General features: G+C 70.4%; 16 protein-coding genes. 10 read left to right on the top strand and 6 right to left on the bottom strand.

What is annotated here, in order from left to right; all coding sequences use genetic code 11:
• Window positions 1–47: 47 nt before the first annotated feature.
• Complete coding sequence (locus VNE60_10810; GenBank protein HVB32006.1) at window positions 48–1,994, top strand: CocE/NonD family hydrolase; 1,947 nt, start codon at window positions 48–50, stop codon at window positions 1,992–1,994.
• Between the two features lie 40 nt (window positions 1,995–2,034).
• On the opposite strand, the gene VNE60_10805 is transcribed toward VNE60_10810, so the two are convergent.
• Window positions 2,035–3,489, bottom strand: a complete 1,455-nt coding sequence (locus VNE60_10805) for a hypothetical protein (GenBank protein HVB32005.1) — start codon at window positions 3,487–3,489, stop codon at window positions 2,035–2,037.
• Between the two features lie 107 nt (window positions 3,490–3,596).
• On the opposite strand from VNE60_10805, the gene VNE60_10800 reads away from it, so the two are divergent.
• On the top strand, window positions 3,597–6,167 hold the full coding sequence (locus tag VNE60_10800; protein HVB32004.1) for an Ig-like domain-containing protein: 2,571 nt from the start codon (window positions 3,597–3,599) through the stop codon (window positions 6,165–6,167).
• 30 nt (window positions 6,168–6,197) lie between these two features.
• Here VNE60_10800 and VNE60_10795 read toward each other — a convergent pair whose 3' ends face one another.
• The 3 genes from VNE60_10795 to VNE60_10785 are packed head-to-tail and all read right to left on the bottom strand — an operon-like array spanning window position 6,198 to window position 8,925.
• Window positions 6,198–7,232, bottom strand: a complete 1,035-nt coding sequence (locus VNE60_10795) for a DUF2891 domain-containing protein (GenBank protein ID HVB32003.1) — start codon at window positions 7,230–7,232, stop codon at window positions 6,198–6,200.
• A 2-nt stretch (window positions 7,233–7,234) separates the two neighbouring features.
• A complete protein-coding gene (locus VNE60_10790; GenBank protein HVB32002.1) occupies window positions 7,235–8,191 on the bottom strand; it encodes a DUF979 domain-containing protein in 957 nt (318 codons plus the stop codon).
• The gene (locus tag VNE60_10785) at window positions 8,188–8,925 is read right to left on the bottom strand and encodes a DUF969 domain-containing protein (GenBank protein HVB32001.1); all 738 of its coding nucleotides are present in this window, start codon (window positions 8,923–8,925) and stop codon (window positions 8,188–8,190) included. The genes VNE60_10790 and VNE60_10785 overlap by 4 nt, the downstream gene beginning before the upstream one ends.
• A gap of 143 nt (window positions 8,926–9,068) precedes the next feature.
• Here VNE60_10785 and VNE60_10780 point away from each other — a divergent pair, with 143 nt between their 5' ends.
• A complete protein-coding gene (locus tag VNE60_10780; protein ID HVB32000.1) occupies window positions 9,069–10,250 on the top strand; it encodes a hypothetical protein in 1,182 nt (393 codons plus the stop codon).
• A gap of 25 nt (window positions 10,251–10,275) precedes the next feature.
• On the opposite strand, the gene VNE60_10775 is transcribed toward VNE60_10780, so the two are convergent.
• Together VNE60_10775 and VNE60_10770 are read right to left on the bottom strand one after the other, a co-directional pair.
• Window positions 10,276–12,411, bottom strand: coding sequence for a molybdopterin cofactor-binding domain-containing protein (locus tag VNE60_10775; protein ID HVB31999.1), 2,136 nt, complete (start codon window positions 12,409–12,411; stop codon window positions 10,276–10,278).
• Window positions 12,408–12,905, bottom strand: coding sequence for a (2Fe-2S)-binding protein (locus VNE60_10770; protein ID HVB31998.1), 498 nt, complete (start codon window positions 12,903–12,905; stop codon window positions 12,408–12,410). Before VNE60_10770 ends, VNE60_10775 begins: the two co-directional genes overlap by 4 nt.
• A 236-nt stretch (window positions 12,906–13,141) precedes the next feature.
• Between VNE60_10770 and VNE60_10765 the strand changes: the two genes are divergently transcribed.
• From VNE60_10765 to VNE60_10735, 7 genes are all read left to right on the top strand, one after another.
• On the top strand, window positions 13,142–14,455 hold the full coding sequence (locus tag VNE60_10765) for an efflux RND transporter periplasmic adaptor subunit (protein ID HVB31997.1): 1,314 nt from the start codon (window positions 13,142–13,144) through the stop codon (window positions 14,453–14,455).
• 2 nt (window positions 14,456–14,457) lie between these two features.
• Window positions 14,458–15,216: an ABC transporter ATP-binding protein gene (locus tag VNE60_10760; GenBank protein ID HVB31996.1), complete on the top strand. Its 759-nt coding sequence runs from the start codon at window positions 14,458–14,460 to the stop codon at window positions 15,214–15,216.
• Window positions 15,217–15,219: 3 nt separating this feature from the next.
• Window positions 15,220–16,437: an ABC transporter permease gene (locus tag VNE60_10755; protein HVB31995.1), complete on the top strand. Its 1,218-nt coding sequence runs from the start codon at window positions 15,220–15,222 to the stop codon at window positions 16,435–16,437.
• Between the two features lie 127 nt (window positions 16,438–16,564).
• Window positions 16,565–17,818, top strand: a complete 1,254-nt coding sequence (locus VNE60_10750) for an ATP-binding protein (protein ID HVB31994.1) — start codon at window positions 16,565–16,567, stop codon at window positions 17,816–17,818.
• Window positions 17,819–17,826: 8 nt separating this feature from the next.
• The gene (locus tag VNE60_10745; protein ID HVB31993.1) at window positions 17,827–19,185 is read left to right on the top strand and encodes a sigma-54 dependent transcriptional regulator; all 1,359 of its coding nucleotides are present in this window, start codon (window positions 17,827–17,829) and stop codon (window positions 19,183–19,185) included.
• 35 nt (window positions 19,186–19,220) lie between these two features.
• The gene (locus tag VNE60_10740; protein HVB31992.1) at window positions 19,221–20,522 is read left to right on the top strand and encodes an MgtC/SapB family protein; all 1,302 of its coding nucleotides are present in this window, start codon (window positions 19,221–19,223) and stop codon (window positions 20,520–20,522) included.
• Window positions 20,523–20,667: 145 nt separating this feature from the next.
• Complete coding sequence (locus VNE60_10735) at window positions 20,668–21,345, top strand: hypothetical protein (GenBank protein HVB31991.1); 678 nt, start codon at window positions 20,668–20,670, stop codon at window positions 21,343–21,345.
• Window positions 21,346–21,455 lie beyond the last annotated feature (110 nt).

Raw genomic sequence — 21,455 nt, 5'->3', positions numbered from 1 at the left:
CCGGCCGGGCTCGCGACACCCCACGTCCAGATCCTGGAGCACCCCCCATGCGGAAACCCATGCGCCTCGCGGCATTCGCGGCGGCCGGCGCGCTGTTGTTCGCGTGCCCGCTCGTCCTGCGCGCGCAGGCCAATCCCAACACGGCGCTGATCGCGCAGCGCCAGAAGACCGAGCAGGCGCTCGAATCGATCGCGACCATCCACCGCAAGCTCATGGTGCCGATGCGCGACGGCACGCGTCTGGCCACCGACGTCTACGTGCCGAAGGACGGCGGGCGCGTGGGCACGATCTTCGTGCGCACGCCGTACAACTTCAACTACTGGGACGTGAAACTCGGGGCGCCGAGCGACATGACGGCCGTGTACGACGCGGTGAAACGCGGCTACGCGTACGTGGAGCAGAATGAGCGCGGGCACTTCTTCTCCGAGGGCAACTACGACATCCTCGGCCCGCCGCTCACCGACGGCGACGACGCGATCTCGTGGATCGCGAACCAGCCATGGTCCAACGGCAAGGTGGGGCTGGTGGGCTGCTCGTCCACGGCGGAGTGGCAGATGGGCGTGGCGTCGGTGGGGAACCCGGCGCTGGCGGCGATCAATCCGCAGGGCTTCGGCGCCGGCGTGGGGCGGGTGGCGCCGTACTTCGAGCAGGGCAACTGGTATCGCGGCGGCGCGGTGCAGATGCTGTTCATCGCCTGGCTGTACGGCGAGCAGAATCAGGTGCGGCCGATGTTCCCGGCCGGCACGTCGGCCCACGATCTGATCCAGGCGTCGCGCGCGTTCGATCTGGCGCAGCAGCCCCCGCTCGTGGACTGGGCCAAGGCGCTCTGGCATCTGCCCGAGATGGACATCATCAAGGCGGTGGACGGTCCGCGCGGGATCTTCGCCGACACGATGCCGGTGCCCACCGGCGGCGCGATGATCGAGCGCGCGCCCAACGATCCGGCATGGTACAAGGGCGGGCTCTATCACGACAACATGCCGTTCAACGTGCCGGCGCTGTACTTCATGTCGTGGTACGACGTGTCGATCGGGCCGAACCTGGCGATGTTCCACCACGCCCAGCAGGTGGCGTCTCCCGCCGTGGCCCGGGAGCAGTACGCGGTGATCGCCCCCACGCTCCACTGCAGCTACAAGCGCGCCACGGCCCAGACCGTGGTGGGCGAGCGGAACATGGGCGACGCGCGCCTGGACTACGACGCGCTCACCTACGGCTGGTTCGACCATTTCCTGAAGGGAGAGAACAACGGGTTGCTCGACACGCTGCCCCGGGTGCGCTACTTCACGATGGGGCTCAACAAGTGGCAGACGTCGGATACCTGGCCGCCGCGCGGCGCGCGGATGGAGACGTACTACCTGGCCAGCGGCGGCGCCGCGAACTCGCTCAACGGCGACGGCCGCCTGGTGGCCAAGGCGCCGGCGGCCGACCGGCCGGACGGCTTCGTGTACGATCCGATGAACCCGGTGCCGTCGTACGGCGGCAACGTGTGCTGCACGGGCAACGCGGTGCAGGGCGGCGCGTTCGACCAGCGCAAGATGGAAGCGCGCAACGACATCCTGGTGTACAGCACCGATCCGCTCGCCGAGAACACCGAGGTCAGCGGGCCGATCGAGGTCACGCTGTACGTGTCGTCGGATCGCAAGGACACCGACTTCACGGTGAAGCTGATCGACGTGTATCCCGACGGCACGGCGTACAACCTGGACGAGACCATCCAGCGCGTGCGCTATCGCGAGGGGTACGACAAGCAAGTGTGGATGCAGCCGGGCAAGGTGTACAAGGTGGCGTTGAGCCCCATGAACACGAGCAACTACTTTCCCGCGGGCCACCGCATTCGCCTGGAGGTGTCGAGCAGCAACTTCCCGCGGTTCGACCGCAATCTGAATACCGGCGGGCACAACTACGACGAGGCCACGGGGCTCGTGGCGCACAACGCGGTGCACCACTCGGCGATGTACCCCTCGGAGGTGCAGATCTCGGTGGTGAAGCGGTAGGGGCCGGCGCGCTCCGGGCGGCGGACGGCGCCCGGAGCGCTCAGTGGCCGGGCGTGGGGGCGATCAAATCGTTGAACGCATCGAGCCCGCGCATGAATTGGTAGCGCGGATCGGTGCGGATTTCCGGGAGGTCGATCAGATGCCCGGCGAGCGCGCACTTGAGCTCGGTGAGCGTGCGATCGGCGTCGTGCCGGACGGCATAGGCCCGCGCGCGTTCCCGGCAGATGCGGGGCGTATCGCCCTGGATCTCTTCGGCCACGGCCAGCAGGGCCAGGGCGCGGTCGGGGTCGTTGTACGCCAGGTACGCCTCGGGTTCATACAGCGACACCTGCTCGTACACGTCGCTCAACCGGCGGGCGGCCCAGTCGGCGCGCAGGGAGTCGTTGGCGTCTGCGGCCCACTGTTGCAGGGCCACGATGTTCAGCTCCTGGGTGAGCCGGCGAAGATCTGGAACGCCCGGTCGCCGGCGCAGATCCGACAGCGGCTTGATGATCCCGCGCTGATAGTCCGGCGTGGCCCGCACCAGCGAGTCGCGCTCGGCAAGCCACGGGCGCACCGCGGGGTCGGCGGCCAGTTGGGCGGCGCGCGTCGCGGCGAACGTGACGTCGTGCGCGCCGGCCCACGCCGCGGCGATCTCGGCCCAGCGGTCGGCGGCGTTGCCAAGTTGATGGGCCGCGGCCAGCGCGGCGGCGTCGGCGGAGTCGCGCGCGAACACGGAATCGGCCAGCGCCTGGTCGATGGGACGCAGGCGGCGGGCCATGGCGCGCACGTCCAGCCAGCCGAGCTGTCGCGCGAGCACGGGCTCGGGCGGCCACTGGTCCGTGCCGGGGAACACATCCACGCGCAGGGCGGCGTGCGTGGGGGTCGTGGGGCGTGCGGCGCGCAACGCGCTGGCCGTGGAGACGACCTCTTCATCATTGATGCCGCGCGCGCCGGACGCCATCGCGACGTCGAACGGCGGCGGGCCGGGAAACAGTCGCCGCCACACGGTGTCGGTGGGCATCGCCGCGCCCGCCGAGATGATCCCCGCCACATGGCCCGACGATCCGTACGCGAAGCCCCACGTGTCGCGCGCCGTGCCCGAGAATCCGGCCAGGTAGATGCGCGAGGTGTCGATGGAGAAGGCGCCGAACGCATCGGCGAGCATGACGTTCACGGCGCGCTCGTTGGGCGCCTTGGGATCGTCGCTGCGCGTGTCGTAGCTGCTGAGCACGATCCACCCGAGTCGCTCGGCGGCCGGCGCGAATCGGACGATGGCCGGCACGGCGCGCCCCGCGGGGTCGAGCACGAGGAGCAGCGGCGCGGGGGAGGCGCCGTGGTAGCGCTTGGGGATGAACGCGGCGTAGTGGAACGCGGAATCGGCGCGCGCGGTGAGCCGGGGTAGGACGGTGCCCTGGAACGCGGTATCCACGGCCTGCGCGGCGGCAGGGCGCCCGCCGCCGGCGAGCAGGACGGCGGCGAATGCGGCGAAGGAGCGACGGTATGTGCGGCGCATGCGGAGATCGCCTCGGCGGAATCTGCACAACAATACGCTGTGGCACGAACCCCCGCACGCCGGGTATTGTTCGGGATTCGCAAGCCCCCTGCCGCCTGGAGTACCTGATGTCGCACCGCGTACGTCTCGCCGCGCTCGTCGTGGGCGTCCTCGGCCTGTATGCCTGCAGTCCCACGGGGACGGAGCCGGCTGGCAGCGGGCAGGTGGCGCAGGTTACCGTGACCGCGTCGAGCGCCGCGGTGGGCGTGGGCGAGACGCTGCAGCTCGTTGCCACCGTCACCGACGCTGCGGGCGCCGTGGTGACGAATCCGGCGATCGTCTGGACCTCTTCCGACACCACGCGTGCCAAGGTAACGGCCACGGGGTTGGTGAACGGTGTGGCGCCGGGCACCGTGACGGTGGGCGCGACCGCGGGTGGCGTGTCGGGCACGCTGTCGCTGGTGGTGGTGGCGGCGGGCATCAGCAGCGTGGTGGTGACGCCGTCCACGGTGAGCCTGGCGGCGGGCAGCACGGTGCAGTTGAGCGCGGTGGTGAAGAGCAACTCTGGCGCCGTGGTGCCGGGCGCCACGGTGACCTGGGTGTCGTCGGACACGAGCAAAGCCGCGGTGTCGGCCGCGGGTCTGGTGACCGGACTTGGCTCGGCGGTCGCGCCGCAGATCGCCAGCGTTGCGCCGGCCACGATCACGCCGGGGGTGCCGGTGACGGTCACCGGCGCGAACTTTGCCGTGGGCAGTGGGGGCGTTTCGGTGACCGTGGCGGGCACGCCGGTGCCGGCCACGGTCACCTCGGCGACCACGCTCACGTTCACGCTGCCCACCGCGTTTCCGTGCGTGGCCACCGGCAACACGACGCTCGCCGTGGCCAACAGCATCGGCACCGTCACGGTCACGGCGTCGAGCGGCGGCCAGACGGGCGCGGCGGCCGTGATCGTCGGGTCGACGCCGGCTACGGCACAGCACGCGGTGCAGGTGGCCAATCAGTTGGCGCTGGGCGTGGGCCAGTCGGCGCTGATCACCGATCCCAATCAGGTGGGTTGCACCGAACTCACGGGCGGCGCCCACTATCTGGTGGACGTGTACAACGACAGCCGCGTGCCGAGCGGAATCGCAGCCTTCGTGTTGCGCGGCGCCGTGGGGCCGGCGAGCGGCGCGTTGGCGGGGACCAGGGCTCCGGCTGGCATCGCGGCGGCGCCGATGGTGCCGATGGTGCCGCGCATGCAGGCGGCGCCTGTCCCGGCCGGCGCGCTGGCGCTCATGGCGGGCGCCGCGGCGCACATGCGCGACGGGCACGCGCTGCAGCTGGCGCAGCGGTCGGCGTACGTGCGGCCGCTGCTGGCGCAACTCAAGGCGCACGCGCGGCGGCCGCGCGCCGGGCTGGACGCGGCGGCGGCGCTCAACCCGCCCATCCCGCAGACGGTGGGGGACACGGCGACGGTGAAGATCGACACCGTGTCGCAGGGCGATCAGTGCAAGACGTGGGTGAGCGTGCAGGCCCGGGTGGTGTACGTGGGCTCGCACAGCATCATCCTCGAGGACGTGAACGCGCCGCTCGCCAGGACGATGGACGCCGACTACGTGGCGCTGGGCCAGCACTACGACAGCCTGCAGTATCCGATCATCACGCAGTACTTCGGCGATCCGATGGCGTTCGACGATTCGCTGACGCGCGTGGGCAAGGTGACGATGCTGTTCAGTCCGCTGGCGAACGCCGCGGGCGGCGGCGGAGAGTTGGGCTGGGTCACGCCGTGCGACCTGTTCCCCACGTCGTTCGATGCCGACGTCCCGTCGAGCAATCACACGGAAATGTTCTACGCGGTGGTGCCGACGCTGGCCACCGGCAGCACGAGCGACGCGCACGTGCGCTCGGTGTGGGACGCGTTGATGCCGGCCACGCTGATCCACGAGACCAAGCACATCGCGGCCACCGCCGAGCGATTCGCCGATCCCGTGGGCACGCAGCTGGAGGAGAGCTGGCTGGAGGAAGGGACGGCGCAGATCGCGGTGGAGCTGTACGGCCGCGCCATCTACGGCACGGCGTGGAAGGGCGACGTGGGGTACAACCAGAGCGTGTACTACGACGTGCGCAACGTCACGCCGTACATCATGACGTCGCCGTTCCTGGACCTGTACGACTACATGCAGCACAACGAGACCAAGTCGTTCCTGTCCGCGGGCACGGCCGATCCGGACATCTACGGCAGCGCCTGGCTGTTCTCGCGCTGGATGCTCGATCAGTACTCGACGCAGGAGTCCGACATCCTCAAGCCGCTGATCGCCGACGCCACGCTGGCGGGCATCGCCAACGTGACCGACAAGACCGGCCGGTCGTGGGACGAGCTGGACGGCTATTTCACGATGGCGTACGCGGCCGACCAGTACCCCGGATCCACCGCGCCGGCCAACGCGCGCTACATCGTCCCGAGCTGGAACCTGCGCGACATCTTCCAGGGCCTGTCATACGATTTTCCATATAACTTCGCCTCCTGGCCGCTGGCGGCGCATGCCACGGCGTTCGGCACGTTCAGTACCGAGGTGGATTCGCTGGCCGGCGGGTCGGGGTCGATCTTCGACATCAGCGGATCGCTGACCGGCCGGCAGCTGCTGGATCTGCACGCGGTGTCGGGCGCGGTGCTGCCGCTGGGGCACACGCTCCGCATGGTGGTGGTGCGGGTGGAATGAGAGGGTAGGGCGGTAGGAGGGTAGGAGGGGTCAGGATTCGAGTGCGAGCACCGCGTACGTGGCCAGCCAGTGCTCGCCCATGTAGTCGCCGGCCACGTGCGGCAGGCTCGCCGCGAGGTGCAGGTCGGCGGTCTCGCGAGCGAGCGCGCGGCGCGGATCGCCGTCGGGGAGCGCGCGCGCCAGCGCGCGCCAGCACCAGGCGCGGCTCAGGTTGACGCCGTCCAGGTGGGCGATCTTGCCGTCGCTGCGGTCGCTCACGTGCGCGGGCCGGAACAGGGTGGCCGGATGGCGCTGCGCGAGGCGCGGCAGGAAGCGGTCGAGCCAGGCGGCGAATCCTGCCGCGGGCAGGGCGCGGCGCATGCACTCCGCCTCGATGAGCGCCGATGACAGAAAGTCGTCGCCGCCGGGCTCCCACGCCTGACAGTCCGCGTCGTCGCCGTACCAGGCGTTGGCCTTCTCGCGCAGGAGATCGGTGAACGCCGCGTCGCCCACCGCGTCCGCGTACTCCTGCGCCAGGGTGAGCGCGAACGCGGTGTTGAAATGCGTGCCCACGCGCACCGGATATGTGGCTCTGGGCAGGAAGTCGCGGAACCGCTGCGCGAACGCACCGGCCAGCGGCTGCAGCGCGGCCGCCCAGCGCGCGCCCTCGTCGGTGGCGTGCCGGGACAGCTCCCCGGCGAGCATCAGCAGCCAGGCCCAACCGTAGGGCCGCTCGAACCCGGCGCGCGAGGGCTGGCGCAGATACGCCAGCTCGCCGCCCACCTTGTCGGGCGTGAGTTGCCGGTTGAACAGCTCGCGGATGCGCGCCGCCGCGTCGAGCGACGGGACCGTGCGATACAGATGGGCGAGCAGCCAGTAACCGTGCACGCACGAGTGCCAGTCGAAGCTGCCGTGGAAGATCGGGTGCAGCGCGCGCGGCCCCCGCACGTCGTCCGGCCCGTTGATCACGTGATCGAGCTTGTTGGGGTACTCGCGCTCCACGTGCGACAGGGCGAGCCCGGCAAAGTGGGACGCCACGCTCGCCGAGAGCGCGGCGTCACGATCGGGATCGAGACGGCTGGACATGTTCAGTACCGGAAGACGAGGAAGTACATCAGCAGGATGTTCGTGGCCAGGAGCAGGATCCCGGTGGGGATCTGCACCTTGATGACCGCGTGCTCGTCGGGCAGTTCCAGCAGCGCCGCCGGCACGATGTTGAAGTTGGCGGCCATCGGCGTCATCAGCGTGCCGCAATAGCCGGAGAGCATGCCGAGGGCCGCCATGATCGCCGGGTCGCCGCCGAAGCGGTGCACGATCAGCGGCAGGCCGATGCCCGCGGTCATCACCGGAAAGGCGGCGAACGCATTGCCCATGATGATCGTGAACAGCGCCATGCCCCCGGCGTACGTGATCACCACGACGACGGGCGTGTTCAGCGGAATCCACCGATTCACCAGCGTGGACACCACGCCGCCCACTCCGGCGATGGCGAACAGCGCCCCGAGCGCCGCCAGCATCTGCGGCAGCACCGCCGCCCAGCCCACGGAATCCATGAGCCGCCGCGCCTCGACGATCGGCGACCGCAGCGGCGCGCGCAGCATGACCATCCCCACGGCCAGCGACACCACGGTGGCCAGGCCCAGCGAGATCACGGTCACTTGGGCGGGATCGATGAGCGGCACGCCGTTGATGCGGATGCCCTGGAACACGGTGGTGCCGAGCAGCGTCACGGCGGGGATGAGCAGCGCCGGCACGAACAGCAGGTTGCCCCACCGGCGCGCGCTGGCGGCGCGCTGTTCTTGCGTGACCGATTCGGGACCGCCGCGCCCCAACCCCCCGATGCTCGACACCAGCACCATGCCGATCACCAGGCAGCCGTTCACGAAGTCGGGCAGGTGGGTGCCGAACAGGAACGTGACGGCGTAGATCCCCCAGAACGCGGTCTTGTTGTACCGCTTGGCGTCCTTGGCGTCGAGGAGGTTCACGAGGGCGATGCCGCCGACCATCAGCCCCATGAGCAGGTAGATCGCTTCGAGGCCGATCATCGCCCGTCCTCGGCGTGCGGCCCCGCGGGGGCGTCGGCCGGCGGAGCGGTTCGACCGTTGGGCGCTCCCGCTCCCAACTCCCGCTTGAGGCGCCGGTCGAGCAGCGCCAGGCGCGTGCCGTGGATGGCGAACGCCGCCAGCGCCGTGGGCACCGACCATTTGGCGAGCGTCGTCGGCTGCACGGTGATGCCGTTCTGCGCCAGGAATCCCTTGATCAGGAGAATGGACCCGATGGCGATGAAGATGTCCTCGCCGAAGAACATGCCCACGTTGTCCGTGGCCGCGGCAAAGGCGCGGATGCGGAATCGCGTGTCGTCCGGCAGGTCGCCGTAGCGGCTCTCCGCCGCGCCCTCGGCCATCGGGGCGATGAGGGGCCGCACCATCTGCGCCTGTCCCCCCAGCGAGGTGAGGCCGAGCGCGGAGGTGATCTGGCGAAGCGCCAGGTAGACCATGAGCACGCGGCCCGTGGTGGCAGCGTGGATGCGCGCGATCATCTCGCGGGCGCGCTCCTTGAGGCCGCTGCGTTCGAGGAGGCCGATCACCGGCAGCACCATCCAGACGATCGCGACGTAGCGATTCTGCGTGAAGGCTTTGCCGAACGCGGCGATCACCTCGTGGAGGCCGAGGCCGCCGGCCAGGCCGGTGACGATGCCGGCGCAGGTGACCACGAGGAGCGCATTGAGTCGGAGGGCGAATCCGATGATGACGACGAGGACGCCGAGGAGGGCGAGCATGGAGGCATAAGGTACGGGCGGTCCGGGCGCGGCGGCAATCGGTGGCGGGAAGACCCCTGAGGCGGCGTGGGGCAAGCCCCGACGGCGGGCGCTCGCGCACGGGGCCATGGTGCAGGAGAGGGCCAGCCCCGCGGAGGTCGACGGTGCGCGTCATCGAGTCATCGAGCGGAACCAGTGCAAGCGCCGGCGCCGCGGCGACCGGGCCGCGCGCCGCGGCGTCGGCGCTGGAGACCAGCGGATGGGCCGTGGCCTACCGCCTGTACGATGTGGGGTACGCGATCGACCTGGACCGCGCCGCGGCGCTGGCGCCGGCGGGCGCCACGGTGCGGCTGTCGCCGCTCAGCGCGCAGGCGCTGGCCCTGCGCATTCCCAATCCGCCGCTGCTCGTGAACGTGGGGCCCGTGCCGCTCGGCCCCCCGCTCGACGGCGTGGCGGCCCAGCTCTCGGCGCGGCTGTACGACTTCGGCACGATCGCGTTGCGCGCCCGTATCCGGCCCGGCGCCGAGCGGCTGCCGTGGACGGCGTTCTCGCGATTCGGCCGCGATGTGGAGCGGGCCCTCCGCGAACGGGACATCTTCGAGCCGGCCCTTCGCGCGCTCACCGCCATGCTCGCGCCGGCCATCGCGCGGCCGCGGGTGGCCGCAGTGACCGAGGATTACACGGTATTCCGGCTCACCGGACTGTGGGACGCGGCCGGCGAACGCGTGCCCCCCGCCGCGCTCCACGACCAACTGCTCACGCCTCTGCTGTTGCAGGAGGAGCAGCCGTTGAGCGAGAGCGCCCGCCGCGAACTCCTGCCGCACCGGCTGAGCTACTACGAGGACGATCTCACGGTACTCACCTGGGAGCACGCGCTGGCGCTCAGCGGCGAGCCGGCCGAGGAGAGCGACGTGGAGTGGGTGCTGGAGTTCGCCAACGCGCAGCTGCTCGAGTTGCGCTATTACAGCGCGGCGCTCGACGACGCGCTGCCGCGGATGTACGACGACATCGCGCGGGCCCGGCGCGGCGCGCGGGCGTTCTTCACCACCGGATTCGCCCGCGTGCTGGCGCGGCTGTACGAACTGTTCGCCGACACCACCGAGACGGTGGAGCGGGTGGACAACGCGCTGAGCGTGACCGACGACGTGTATCTGGCGCGCGTGTATACGGCGGCGATGGAGGTGTTCCGCGGGCGCGCCTGGCGGTCGAGCATCGATCGCAAGCTGGCCATCATCCGCGAGACCTACGGGATGCTCAACGCCGAGGCGCAGTCGCGGCGTAGCGAGATGCTCGAGACGATGATCATCCTGCTGATCATCATCGAGATCGTGCTCGCCGTTCGCTGACGCGCCGCGGGGCGGGCGCCGACCTTCAGCTCGTCCGGAGCCCGCCCCGCGCCATCGGCAGTTGGCGCACGCGGATGCCGGTGGCGTCGAAGATCGCCGCGCCGATGGCCGGCGCCACGCCGAAGATCGGCGTCTCACCGGCGCCCATCGGCGTCTGGTCCTTGCGGTCGATGAGCACGACCTCGACGTCGGGCACGTCGGAGAAGCGCGGCACCCGGTACTGCGCCAGGTGCGCGTTGCGGATCACGCCATGGTCGAAATCGATCGCCTCGAACAGCGCGCCGCCGATGCCCTGGATGAATGCGCCCTCGATCTGATTGCGCAGGATGTCGGGATTGACCACGGCGCCGCAGTCGAACGCGCTCACGCCACGCACCAGCTTCACCGATCCGCTCGTCCGGTCCACCGCGACCTCGATCGCGGTGGCGATGTAGCCGCCCTTCTCGAAGCCGCCGGCGATGCCCACGCCGCGCCCCTCGGCCCGCGGCTTGCCCCAGCCGAACCTGTCGGCCGCGGTCTGGAACACGGCGCGCAGGCGCTCGTCCGCGAGGTTCCGGAGCCGGAAGGCCAGCGTGTCCATGCCCACCAGGCGCGCCATCTCGTCGACATGCATCTCGCGCGCGAAGTGGTTGGCCGTGGCCGCCAGGCCGCGATACGACCCCTGCCGCAGCGGCGACTCGCTGGGGTGGTACTCCACGCGCTGGTTGGTGATCGCGTACATGGGCCGGATGGCGGCCGGGCCGGAGTTGTAATTGTCGAACGCCCACGCCGTGAGCGTGCCGTCGGCGGTCATGCCGGCGTTCACGTCGATCACGCCGGCCGGCCGGAAGTACGCCCAACGGAATTCCTCTTCGCGCGTCCACACCAGCGACACCGGCTGCCTGGCGCCACGGGCCAGGCGCGCCGCTTCGACGGCGCATTCCCCGGTGTGCTTGCCGCCGTACCCCGAGCCCGTGTCGGGCATGATCACGCGCACGCGGTCGTCGGCCAGGTCGAAGGCGCGCATCAGTTCTTCCTTGACGCCGAATGGGCGCTGCGTGCCCGTCCACACGGTGAGCTTCGGGCCCTTGTCGTCCGTGGTCCACTCGGCCACGGCGGCCCGCGGCTCCAGCGGCACGTGGGCGATGTACGCCACCGTGTACGTGCGCGCCAGCGTGTGCGCCGCGGACTTGAGCGCGCCGTCCACGTCGCCCTGCACGAAGGGCTCGCCGCCGCCGAATCCCTCGCCGCCGCCGCGCCCGCTGCTCGGCGCGGGGCGCGTGCGCTTGAGATAGTCGTAGACATCGAGCGACGACGGCTGCGGGCCCGGCGCGGGCGCCCACGTGGCGCGAATGGAGATCAGCGCGCGCTCGGCGTCGGCCGTGCGCGGCGCCGCCACGCCCACGAACTGCCCGTCCTGCACGACGATCGCGTCGTTGACCGAGGCGGCGTCGCTCGCGTCCACGGACTGCATGGTGGCGCCGATGGAGGGCGCGCGCAGCACCTTGCCGTGGAGCATGCCCGGACGGGTGATGTCCGACGGGTACTGATGGCGGCCGGTGACGACGTCCCGCGCGCCCACGCGGGGCAGGGAGTGTCCGGCCGTCATCCACGCCGAGGCCGGCGTGAGCGGCGCGTCGTCGCGCATCGTCTCGACCAGCAGGCGGCCGGCCGTCAATTCGCCGTACGTGGCGCGGCGGCCGTGCGCGCGGTCGACGACCGCGCCCAGTTGGGCGGTCAACGTCTCGCGGCCCACGCGCCACTTGGCGGCGGCAAGGTCGATGAGCAGTTCGCGCGCCGACGCGCCGGCCTTGCGGAGGATGGGCCCCATGCGCGGCGTGGACATGCTGCCGAAGGTGCCCATGTCGTACGGCGTGAGGTCGGTGTCGCCCATGATCATGTGCACCGACGCCAGCGGCACGCGCAGCTCCTCGGCCAGCTCCTGGGCAAGCGACGTGCGGATGCCCTGGCCGACCTCGACCTTGCCGGTGTAGACGGTGACGGAATCGTCGGCGCCGACGTGCAGCCACGCCGCGATCTGATCCGTGGGCGCGGGCGCACCGCCGCTCGCGCCGGGATGGATGGCCCGATGCAGGCCCTGAGCCGTGGCGTCGCCGGTGACGAGCGCGATGGCGATGCCGCTGCCGAGCGTCTTGAGAAAGTCGCGGCGCGAGTTCGTCATGGCTGGACCTCTCGGAAGGTCTGGACTGCCGGTTGCGCCAGTTGGCCGGCGGCGCGCTGGATGGCGGTCACGATCCGCGGGTAGGTGCCGCAGCGGCAGACGTTCCCGTCCATGGCGCGCACGATCTCGTCGCGCGACGGCTTGGGCGTGGCGGCGAGCAGCGAGATCGCGGCCATGATCATCCCGCCCGTGCAGTAGCCGCACTGCGCCACCTGCTCGTCGAGGAACGCCTGCTGCACCACGTGCAGCCGGCCGTCGCGTTCGAGTCCCTCGATCGTGGTGACCGGCGCGTTCACCGCCGCCGACACCGGCGTCACGCACGAGTGCACCGACCGTCCGTCGAGCAGCACGGTGCACGCGCCGCACTGCGATTCGCCGCAGCCGTACTTGGGCCCCGTGAGCGTGAGATCTTCGCGGAGCACGCTCAGCAGGCTCCGGCTCGGATCCACGTCCACGGTGTGCGTTCGGCCGTTCACCTGGAGCTCGATGCGCATGGCTCGCTTCTCCTCAGACGCGTGGTGTTTCGAATATATGGAAGTGTCCGGAGTCGCGTACGGCGGCGTGCGGAATCCGCAGTGGCTGGTGCGGGATTGGCACGGGCGGCGCCCGTGCGCTGCGGCTAACTCGTTGCGGGGCCTACGCGTGGCCCATGGCACGGGGATTGCTCTATGGAGGGCCAGCGTAGCGCGCTCCGGCGCGAAGTGCACAACTCCAGAGGGAAGCGAATCGCATGAAACGGATCATCATCGGGCTGGTCGTGATCATCGCCGTGGCCGGCACCACCGCCTACTTCCGGCGTCAGGCCTCGGCCGGCACGACGTCGTATCTCTTCGTTCCGATCACGCGCGGCGACCTGGAATCCACGGTCAGCGCCACGGGCAACCTCACCGCCGTGGATTCCGTGCAGGTGGGCACGCAGGTGTCCGGGCGCATCGACGCGCTCTATGCGGACTTCAACGATCACGTGCGCAAGGGCGAACTCCTGGCACGCATCGATACCACGGTGCTGCGGTTGTCCGTGGACCGCGCCAAGGCGTCGGAGGCGCAGGGCGAGGCGGACCTCAAGCAGAAGATGTTCGCGGTGCAGCAAATCGAGCGGCTGCTCACCAACAAGGCGGAGACGCAGTCGGACTACGAAACCGCCGAAGCCAACTACGCGATGTCGATCGCCACTCTCAAGTCCGATTCCGTGGCCCTCACCGAGGCGGAACAGAACCTGGCCTACGCGTTCATCTACTCGCCCATCGACGGCATCGTCATCAAGCGCACGGTGGATCCCGGACAGACGGTGGCCGCCAGCTTCTCGGCGCCCGAGCTGTTCCTCATCGCCGGCGATCTCAAGAACATGCAGATCATCGCGTCGGTGGACGAGGCCGACATCGGGCAGATCCACGACGGACAGATCGCGGACTTCACGGTCGAAGCATACCCCGATCGCGTGTTCCACGGCATCGTCCGGCAGGTGCGGCTGCAGTCGACGACGGTGGACAACGTGGTGGACTATCCCGTGGTGGTGAACGTGCCCAATCCCGACGGCGCGCTGCGTCCCGGCATGACGGCCACGGTGAACTTCGAGATCGCCAAGGCGACCGCCGTTCTCAAGATCCCGGATGCGGCGATTCGCTTCCGGCCCACGCAGGCGATGATCGCGCAGATGCGCCAGCAGTACGCTTCGTCCGGTGACTCCGGGCGGCGGAGCGGCGGCGCGGACTCCGCGGCGCGCGGTCGCCGCGGCGGTGGGTTCCAGCGCGGCGGCGGTGGCGGCGGCCGGGGCGGTCCTGGCGGCCGAGGGGGAGCGGGTGCTCAGCGCCTGCCGGACGTGGCGGCGCTCTGGTACCTGGACAGCAGCGGCAAGCTTGCCATAGCGCGCGTGCATACCGGGCTCACCGACGGCCAGGAAACGGAGATCACCGGTCCCACGATCAAGGAAGGGATGCAGATCATCGCCGCGGTCACGGGCGGCTCCACATCGGGCTCGGCGACGGCGAATCCGTTCCAGGGCAACACGCAGGGTGGTAGAGGCGGATTCCGCGGAGGGTTCTAGCCATGGCCGAGGTCAAGGACGTCGTCATCCGCGTGGAAGGGCTCAAGAAGGTGTACGCCACGGGCAAGACCCAGGTGCACGCCCTGCGCGGCGTGGACTTCACCGTGGAGCGCGGCGAGATGATCGCGATCATGGGCGCGTCGGGCTCGGGAAAGTCCACGCTCATGAACATCCTCGGTTGCCTGGATCAGCCCACGCACGGCAGCTACATGCTGGACGGGGTCCGCGTGGACGGATTGAGCAAGAACGAACTGGCCGACATCCGGAACGCCAAGATCGGGTTCGTGTTCCAGGGGTTCAACCTGCTGGCGCGCACGTCGGCGCTGGAGAACGTGGAACTTCCGCTGCTCTACGATCGCAGCAACCGCAAGCTCGACACCAAGCAGCTGGCCAGGGAAGCCCTGGAGCGCGTGGGGCTGGGTGAACGGCTGGACCACGAGCCGAGCGAGCTGTCGGGCGGCCAGCAGCAGCGCGTGGCGATCGCGCGGGCCCTGGTCACGCGGCCGGCGATGGTGCTGGCCGACGAACCCACGGGCAACCTGGACTCGCAGACGTCGGTGGAAGTGCTGGCGCTGTTCCAGGAATTGAACGAGCAGGGCATCACGGTGGTGCTCGTGACGCACGAGCACGACATCGCGGGGTACACGAAACGGGTGATCGAACTGCGCGACGGGCACATCATCCGGGACGAGGCGGTGGTGGACCGGCACGTCGCCGCCGAGGACCTGATGCATCTGGAACCCGAACCGGTGGCGGACTGACCCATGAAATCCTCACGACTCATCAACATCGCCACCAAGAGCATCCTGAAGAACAAGATGCGCACGCTGCTCACCATGCTCGGCATCATCATCGGCGTGGGGGCCGTGATCGTGATGGTGGCGGTGGGGCAGGGCGCGAAGTCGGAGATCCAGCACCGCATCGACAATCTGGGCACGAACATGCTGGTGATCACGCAGGGCGCGTTCAAGACCGGCGGCGTGAGCCAGGGCGCCGGCACGTCCAATCGGCTGACGATCAAGGATTACGAGACGCTGGCCCAGCAGGGGCTGCTGCTCACCAACACGTCGCCGGTGATCATCGCGTTCGGACAGATCGTGGGCGGCACCGGCAACTGGCGCACGGGCGTGCAGGGCGTGTCGGTCCAGTACCCCACCATCCGCGACTGGAAGACCACCTCGGGGCGCTTTTTCGACATCACCGACCAGCGGTCCAATGCCCGCGTGGCCGTGATCGGCAAGACGGTGGCCGACAACCTCTGGCCCGGGCAGGATCCGGTGGGCCAGCCGATCCGCATCCGCAACGTGCCGTTCAAGATCATCGGCGTGCTGGCGGCCAAGGGCCAGACGGCCGAAGGCAACGACCAGGACGACGTGATCCTCGTGCCGTACACCACGGTCCAGACGCGGCTCTCGAACCACCAGTTCATCGCCCAGATCCTGGTCAGCACGTCCACCAAGGACGAGATCCCGGCGGCCGAGCAGGAGATCACGCAGATCCTGCGCGATACGCACAAGCTGGCGCCGTATGATCCCGACGACTTCACCGTGCGTAACCAGACCGATCTCGCGCAGGCGGCGTCGGGCACGACGCAGGTGATGACGCTGCTGCTGGCGGCGATCGCCAGCATCTCGCTGCTCGTGGGCGGCATCGGCATCATGAACATCATGCTCGTGTCGGTCACCGAGCGCACGCGCGAGATCGGCATTCGCATGGCGATCGGGGCCCGCGGCAGCGACGTGCTCACCCAGTTCCTGGTCGAGGCGATCGTGATGAGCGTGATCGGCGGCTTCTTCGGCGTGGCGCTCGGCTACGCGGGCTCGGCGGTGCTGCAACAGGCCACGGGGTGGCAGACGGCCATCGCGCCGGCCATGGTGGGCATCGCGATCGGGTTCTCGGCGGCGGTGGGGATCTTCTTCGGCTACTATCCGGCGCGCAAGGCGGCGGCGCTGGATCCCATCCAAGCCCTGCGATACGAATAGGGGAGATCGCGCCATGCCCCGGCGGTTGGCTCCGGCGGACACCTTGGTCGCCCCGCTTCCGCCGGCCTCGTATATTCGCGACACGGACCCGAACACTCGCGTTCGGGCCCACGTTGCCGGGGACGTCATGCGCACTGCTCGAATTGGCCGCTGGGCGCGCTGGGGATGGCTGGCCACGACGGTCGCCATGGCCGCTGCGCTGCTCGCCATGTCCTGGATGAGCCATCGCCGCGTGGTGCGCGCCACGTCCACGCTCAACCGTGGGCAGGCCGGCGTGCTGTTCGAATCGGCCCGCCAGCTGGTGCGCGCGCTGCCCACGGTGCCCACCGCGCAGCAGCTCGACTCGCTGTTGCGGATGCGCGAGGACGCGGGGCTGCGGTACGTCGGCCTGTTCGACGCCGGCGGGCACGCGCTGGCGCAGGCGGGGACGGCCGCCGACACCGCCGCGCTCGACTCCACGCGCGTGATGCGGCGGCCGCCGGTGGTCGAGACGGTCGGATCGCGCATCCGGATCACGGCCATGGCGCCGCTCTCCCGCGGCACGCCCGACGGGGCCGAAGAAGGGCCGCGCCGGCTGCTCGCCATCGAGTTCGAACCGGTGGCCGCCGAGCAGATGGCCGCCGAATCGTTGAGCACGTTCATCCTCTCGGCGCTCGTCGCCGCCGCGCTGCTGGCCGCCGCGTTCATCTTCTGGCGGCTGTCGGCGCAGCAGGAGCTGGCCGAGCGGCGGATGGAGGAACAGCGGCGCCTCAGCGCCCTCGGCGAGATGGCCGGCGTGATGGCGCACGAGATCCGCAATCCCCTGGCGTCGCTCAAGGGGCACGCGCAGCTGCTGGCCGAGCGGCTCACGTCGCGCGAAGCCGACCATCGCAAGGCCGAGCGCGTGGTGCAGGAGGCCGAGCGCCTGGAGGCGCTCACCAGCGACCTGCTCGACTTCGTGCGCTCGGGCCCGATCGACATCCGGCCCACCGACCCGGTGGCGCTGGTGCGCGCCGGCGCCGACGAGGTGGCGCCGGGCCGGTTCTCGCTGGCGCTGGACGACGCGCCGCGCAGCTGGCCGCTGGACGACGCGCGGATGCGCCAGGCGATCACCAACGTGCTGCGCAACGCGCTCCAGGCCACGGCGGCCGGCACGCGTCCCGAAGTGACGGTGCGCCAGCGCGGGGGCGCGCTGGAGATCGCCGTGCGCGACTTCGGCGACGGCATCTCCCCGGGCGACGAGGAGAAGATCTTCGCGCCGTTCTACACCACGCGCACCACGGGCACCGGCCTCGGGCTCGCGGTGGCGCAGCGCGTGACGCAGATGCACGGCGGCACGGTGACGGCCGTCAATCACGCCGGCGGCGGCGCGGTGTTCCGCATCTCGATTCCCGCGGGCTGAACCCGGCCATGGCACGCATCCTGGTGGCGGACGACGAGCAGGGGCTGCGCGAGTTCATCGCCGAGGCCCTGGAAGACGACGGGCACTCGGTGGCCTCGGCCGCCGACGGCGAAGAGGCGGCGCGGCGGTTGGCCCGCGAGAGCTTCGATCTGCTGATCACCGATCTCCGGATGCCGCGAATGGACGGGCTGGAGCTGCTGCGGCGGGCCCGCGCCGAGCAACCGGAGATGGAGGTCATCCTGCTCACGGCGCACGGATCGGTGGAATCGGCCGTGGAAGCGATGAAGCTCGGCGCGTTCGACTATCTGGAAAAGCCGATCAGCAGTCCGCGCGAACTGCGACTGCTGGCGTCGCGGGCCCTGGAGCGGCGCACGCTGCTCGCGGCGCGCGATCGCGCGGCGCGCGAGGCGCCGCCGCTGCCGCCGCTCACGTACGGCGACCCGGCGATGGCGGCGGTGGTGGACGGGCTGCGCCGCGTGGCGCCCACCAACTCCACGGTGCTCCTGATCGGCGAGAGCGGCACGGGCAAGGAGGTGGCGGCCCGCACGCTGCACGCCTGGAGCGCCCGCGCCCACGGGCCGTTCGTGGCCGTGAACTGCGCCGCGCTTCCCGAGACGCTGCTCGAGAGCGAGCTGTTCGGGCACGAGAAGGGCGCGTTCACGGGCGCCACGGCGGCGCGGCGCGGACGCATCGAACTGGCCGACGGCGGCACGTTCTTTCTCGACGAGATTGGCGAGATGAAGCCCGAGGTCCAGGCCAAGCTGCTCCGCGTGCTGCAGGACCGCCGGTTCGAGCGCGTGGGCGGCACGCGCACCATCGAAGCCGACGTGCGGTGGGTGGCCGCCACGAATCGCGAGCCCGCCGACCTGCTGGCGTCGGGCGGACTGCGCGAGGATCTCTATCACCGGTTGGCCGTGTTCCCCATCCGTCTGCCGCCGCTGCGCGAGCGGCGCGGGGACATCCTGCCTCTGGCCGAGAACCTGCTGCTGCGCATCGGGGCCGATGTCGGACGGTCGCATCTGACCCTCGACGACGACGCCAAGCGCCGCATCCAGGAGGCGGCGTGGCCGGGCAACGTGCGGGAGCTGGCCAATGCGCTCGAGCGCGCGGCCATTCTCGCCACCGGGCATCGCATCCGGGCCGCCGATATCCAGCCGGCGGGCGACGGCGCGCTGCGCAACGGCCTCCGCCCCAAGCTCGAGGCCCCACACACGCTCGCCGATCTGGAGCGCAACGCGATCGAGGAGGTGCTCACCGCCACCGGCGGCAACCGCCGCGAGGCCGCCGACCGGCTGGGCATCGGACTGCGCACCCTGTACGACAAGCTCAAGCGGTACCGGATCGGCGACGGGTACGGCGACGACTAGCGCTGCGGGGTTCGGCGGTGCGATCCTGCATGGTCATGACAACGATCATTGAACTGTTCCCGGGTGTGCCGCCCGCCCTCGAAGCTGCCGTCCGGCTGAGCATGGCCGCGCTGGTGGGGCTGGCCGTGGGCACGGAGCGGGAGTGGTCGGGACACGCGTCGGGACCGCAAGCGCGCTTCGCGGGGGTGCGCACCTTTCTGCTCCTGGGCATCCTCGGCGGCGCGGCGGGGCTGCTGCTCTGGTGGGGCTACGTTGCTGCCACCGCCGTGCTGCTGGCCGGCGGCGTGGTGTTTGTGGCCATTGCCTACGCCATGGCGGTGCGCCGGCCCGGCATGGACCTGGATGGCACCACCGAGGCGGCGGCGCTCGTGGTCCTCGCGCTGGGCGCCCTGGCGGGAATCGGACAGATGGCGCTGGCTGCGGGCGCCGTGGCCGTGGTGGTTCTGGCGCTGGGCGAGAAGGAGCGGCTGCACTGGCTGGTGCGGAAGATCGGCGAGGGCGAGATGCGCGCCGCGCTGCAGTTCGCGGTGCTGGCGCTGGTGGTGCTGCCACTGTTGCCCGAAGGTCCGTTCGGACCGCTGGGTGGCATCCGGCCGCGCATGCTGTGGACGATCGTGCTCCTGTTCTCCGGGCTCAACTTCGCGGGGCACGTGGCCCGCCACGCCGTGGGCGCGGAGCGCGGGTATGGCGTCACGGGAATAATCGGCGGCCTCGTCTCGTCCACGGCCGTCACGTTCCAGTTCTCGCGGCTGAGCCGGAACGGCGCGGAATTGAGCGGCCCGCTGGCGCTCGGCGTCATCGGGGCGTGCACCGTGCTCGTGGCGCGGGTATTCACCACGTCGGCGATCCTCAATGTGGGTGTGGCGCGGGCGCTGGTTCCGATGCTGCTCCCGTCGGCCATCGTGGGGGCAGGGCTGGTGGCCATCTTGCTGCGGCGTCCCTCGCCGGCCGCGTCGAGCGAGGTGAAGCCGGAACGGCAGAGTCCGCTGCGTCTCTGGTCGGCCATCCAACTGGCGCTGGTGTTCCAACTGGCGATGATGGCGCTGTCGGTGGCCAGCGAGCTGTGGGGCTCCGTGGGCGTGCTCGGCTCGGCGGCGGTACTCGGTCTCACCGACGTGGACGCGCTGACCGTGTCGATGTGCCGGTCGGTGGCCGACGGCGCCAGCAGCGGGCTGGCGGCGCAAGGCATCGTGGTGGGAGTGCTCTCGAATACGTTGCTCAAGCTTGGCGTGGCGCTGGGGCTCGGATCGCCCAGGTTCCGGCGCGCCGTGGCGCCCGGGTTTCTCGCGCTGGCGGCGGCAGCCGTGCTGGGGCTCTGGCTCGGCGGGCGCGTCTAGCCGGTCCGTTGGGTTCCCGTACGGATCTGTGGGCAAAGCGGGCGGGCACGTACGCGCTTCGCCCGACCCGAGGCGAGGGTTTTCCCGATAGGGCGGCTCTCCCCGAACGCCGATTCTTCGCGAGTCTGCACGAGGAGTTGGAGCGGTGGAATTTGCGGGGCGGGTCAGCAATCCGGCGATCGCCGACGGGGGAGCCGGGGGGCACGCCGCCGGCGTTCCGCGGTGGGAATGGCGGGCGTTCGAGCGTACGTTCGTTGCCCCGCCGGGCGGCGGCGAGGTAACCGAGGCGCCGGACGTTGCGGAGCGCGAGGAAACGCATGTGCTCTCGCTGCTGTCGCCGCACAACGTGAAGATCTGCGACGGCCGGCTCCACATCGAGCGGCTGGAGCGGGCCGGCGCGGGCGACCTCGAGTTCTGGCGGCCGGATATCACGGCAGAATTCCCCCTGGCCGCCGACGCGCTGTCGGCGGCGTTCGACGCCTGGGCCCTCCCGGCGCCGGCTCCCGGCACGCCCCCGCACTCGCTGGCCGACCTGCTCCGCAACGTGGTCGTGCCGCACCGCGACCTCCGCATCGTCACGCTCACCAAGCGCCGCCGGCCGATGACCGTGGCGGGGTGTCGCGGCGAGCGCGCGCAGATCACGATGGGTACGCACCGCTGGAACACGGTGTCCTTCGCGGACGCCGATCCGATGCGAGTGCTGGGGGCGCTCGAACAGCTCAAGCTCGATCCGACCGCGAATGAGAATTGCCCGCGGGCGCTGAAGCGCATTCTCGGGCTGCACGATCACTCGTCCTCCCCGTCCATGGAGAGCGCGTGGTAGGCCGCACACGCAGGGCGCTCAACCCCGCATGGATGATCGACGACCACAATGCATGGCCAGTCCTGGGGGTGGCGCCATTCGTTCCTGGCGGCAAGTTCAACATCTTCCAG

Source organism: Gemmatimonadaceae bacterium, from assembly GCA_035533755.1.
In the GTDB taxonomy this organism is placed as follows: Bacteria; Gemmatimonadota; Gemmatimonadetes; order Gemmatimonadales; family Gemmatimonadaceae; genus JAGWRI01.
Note: the sequence above shows the minus strand (reverse complement) of the source record. Positions and strands in the feature narration are given on the sequence as shown.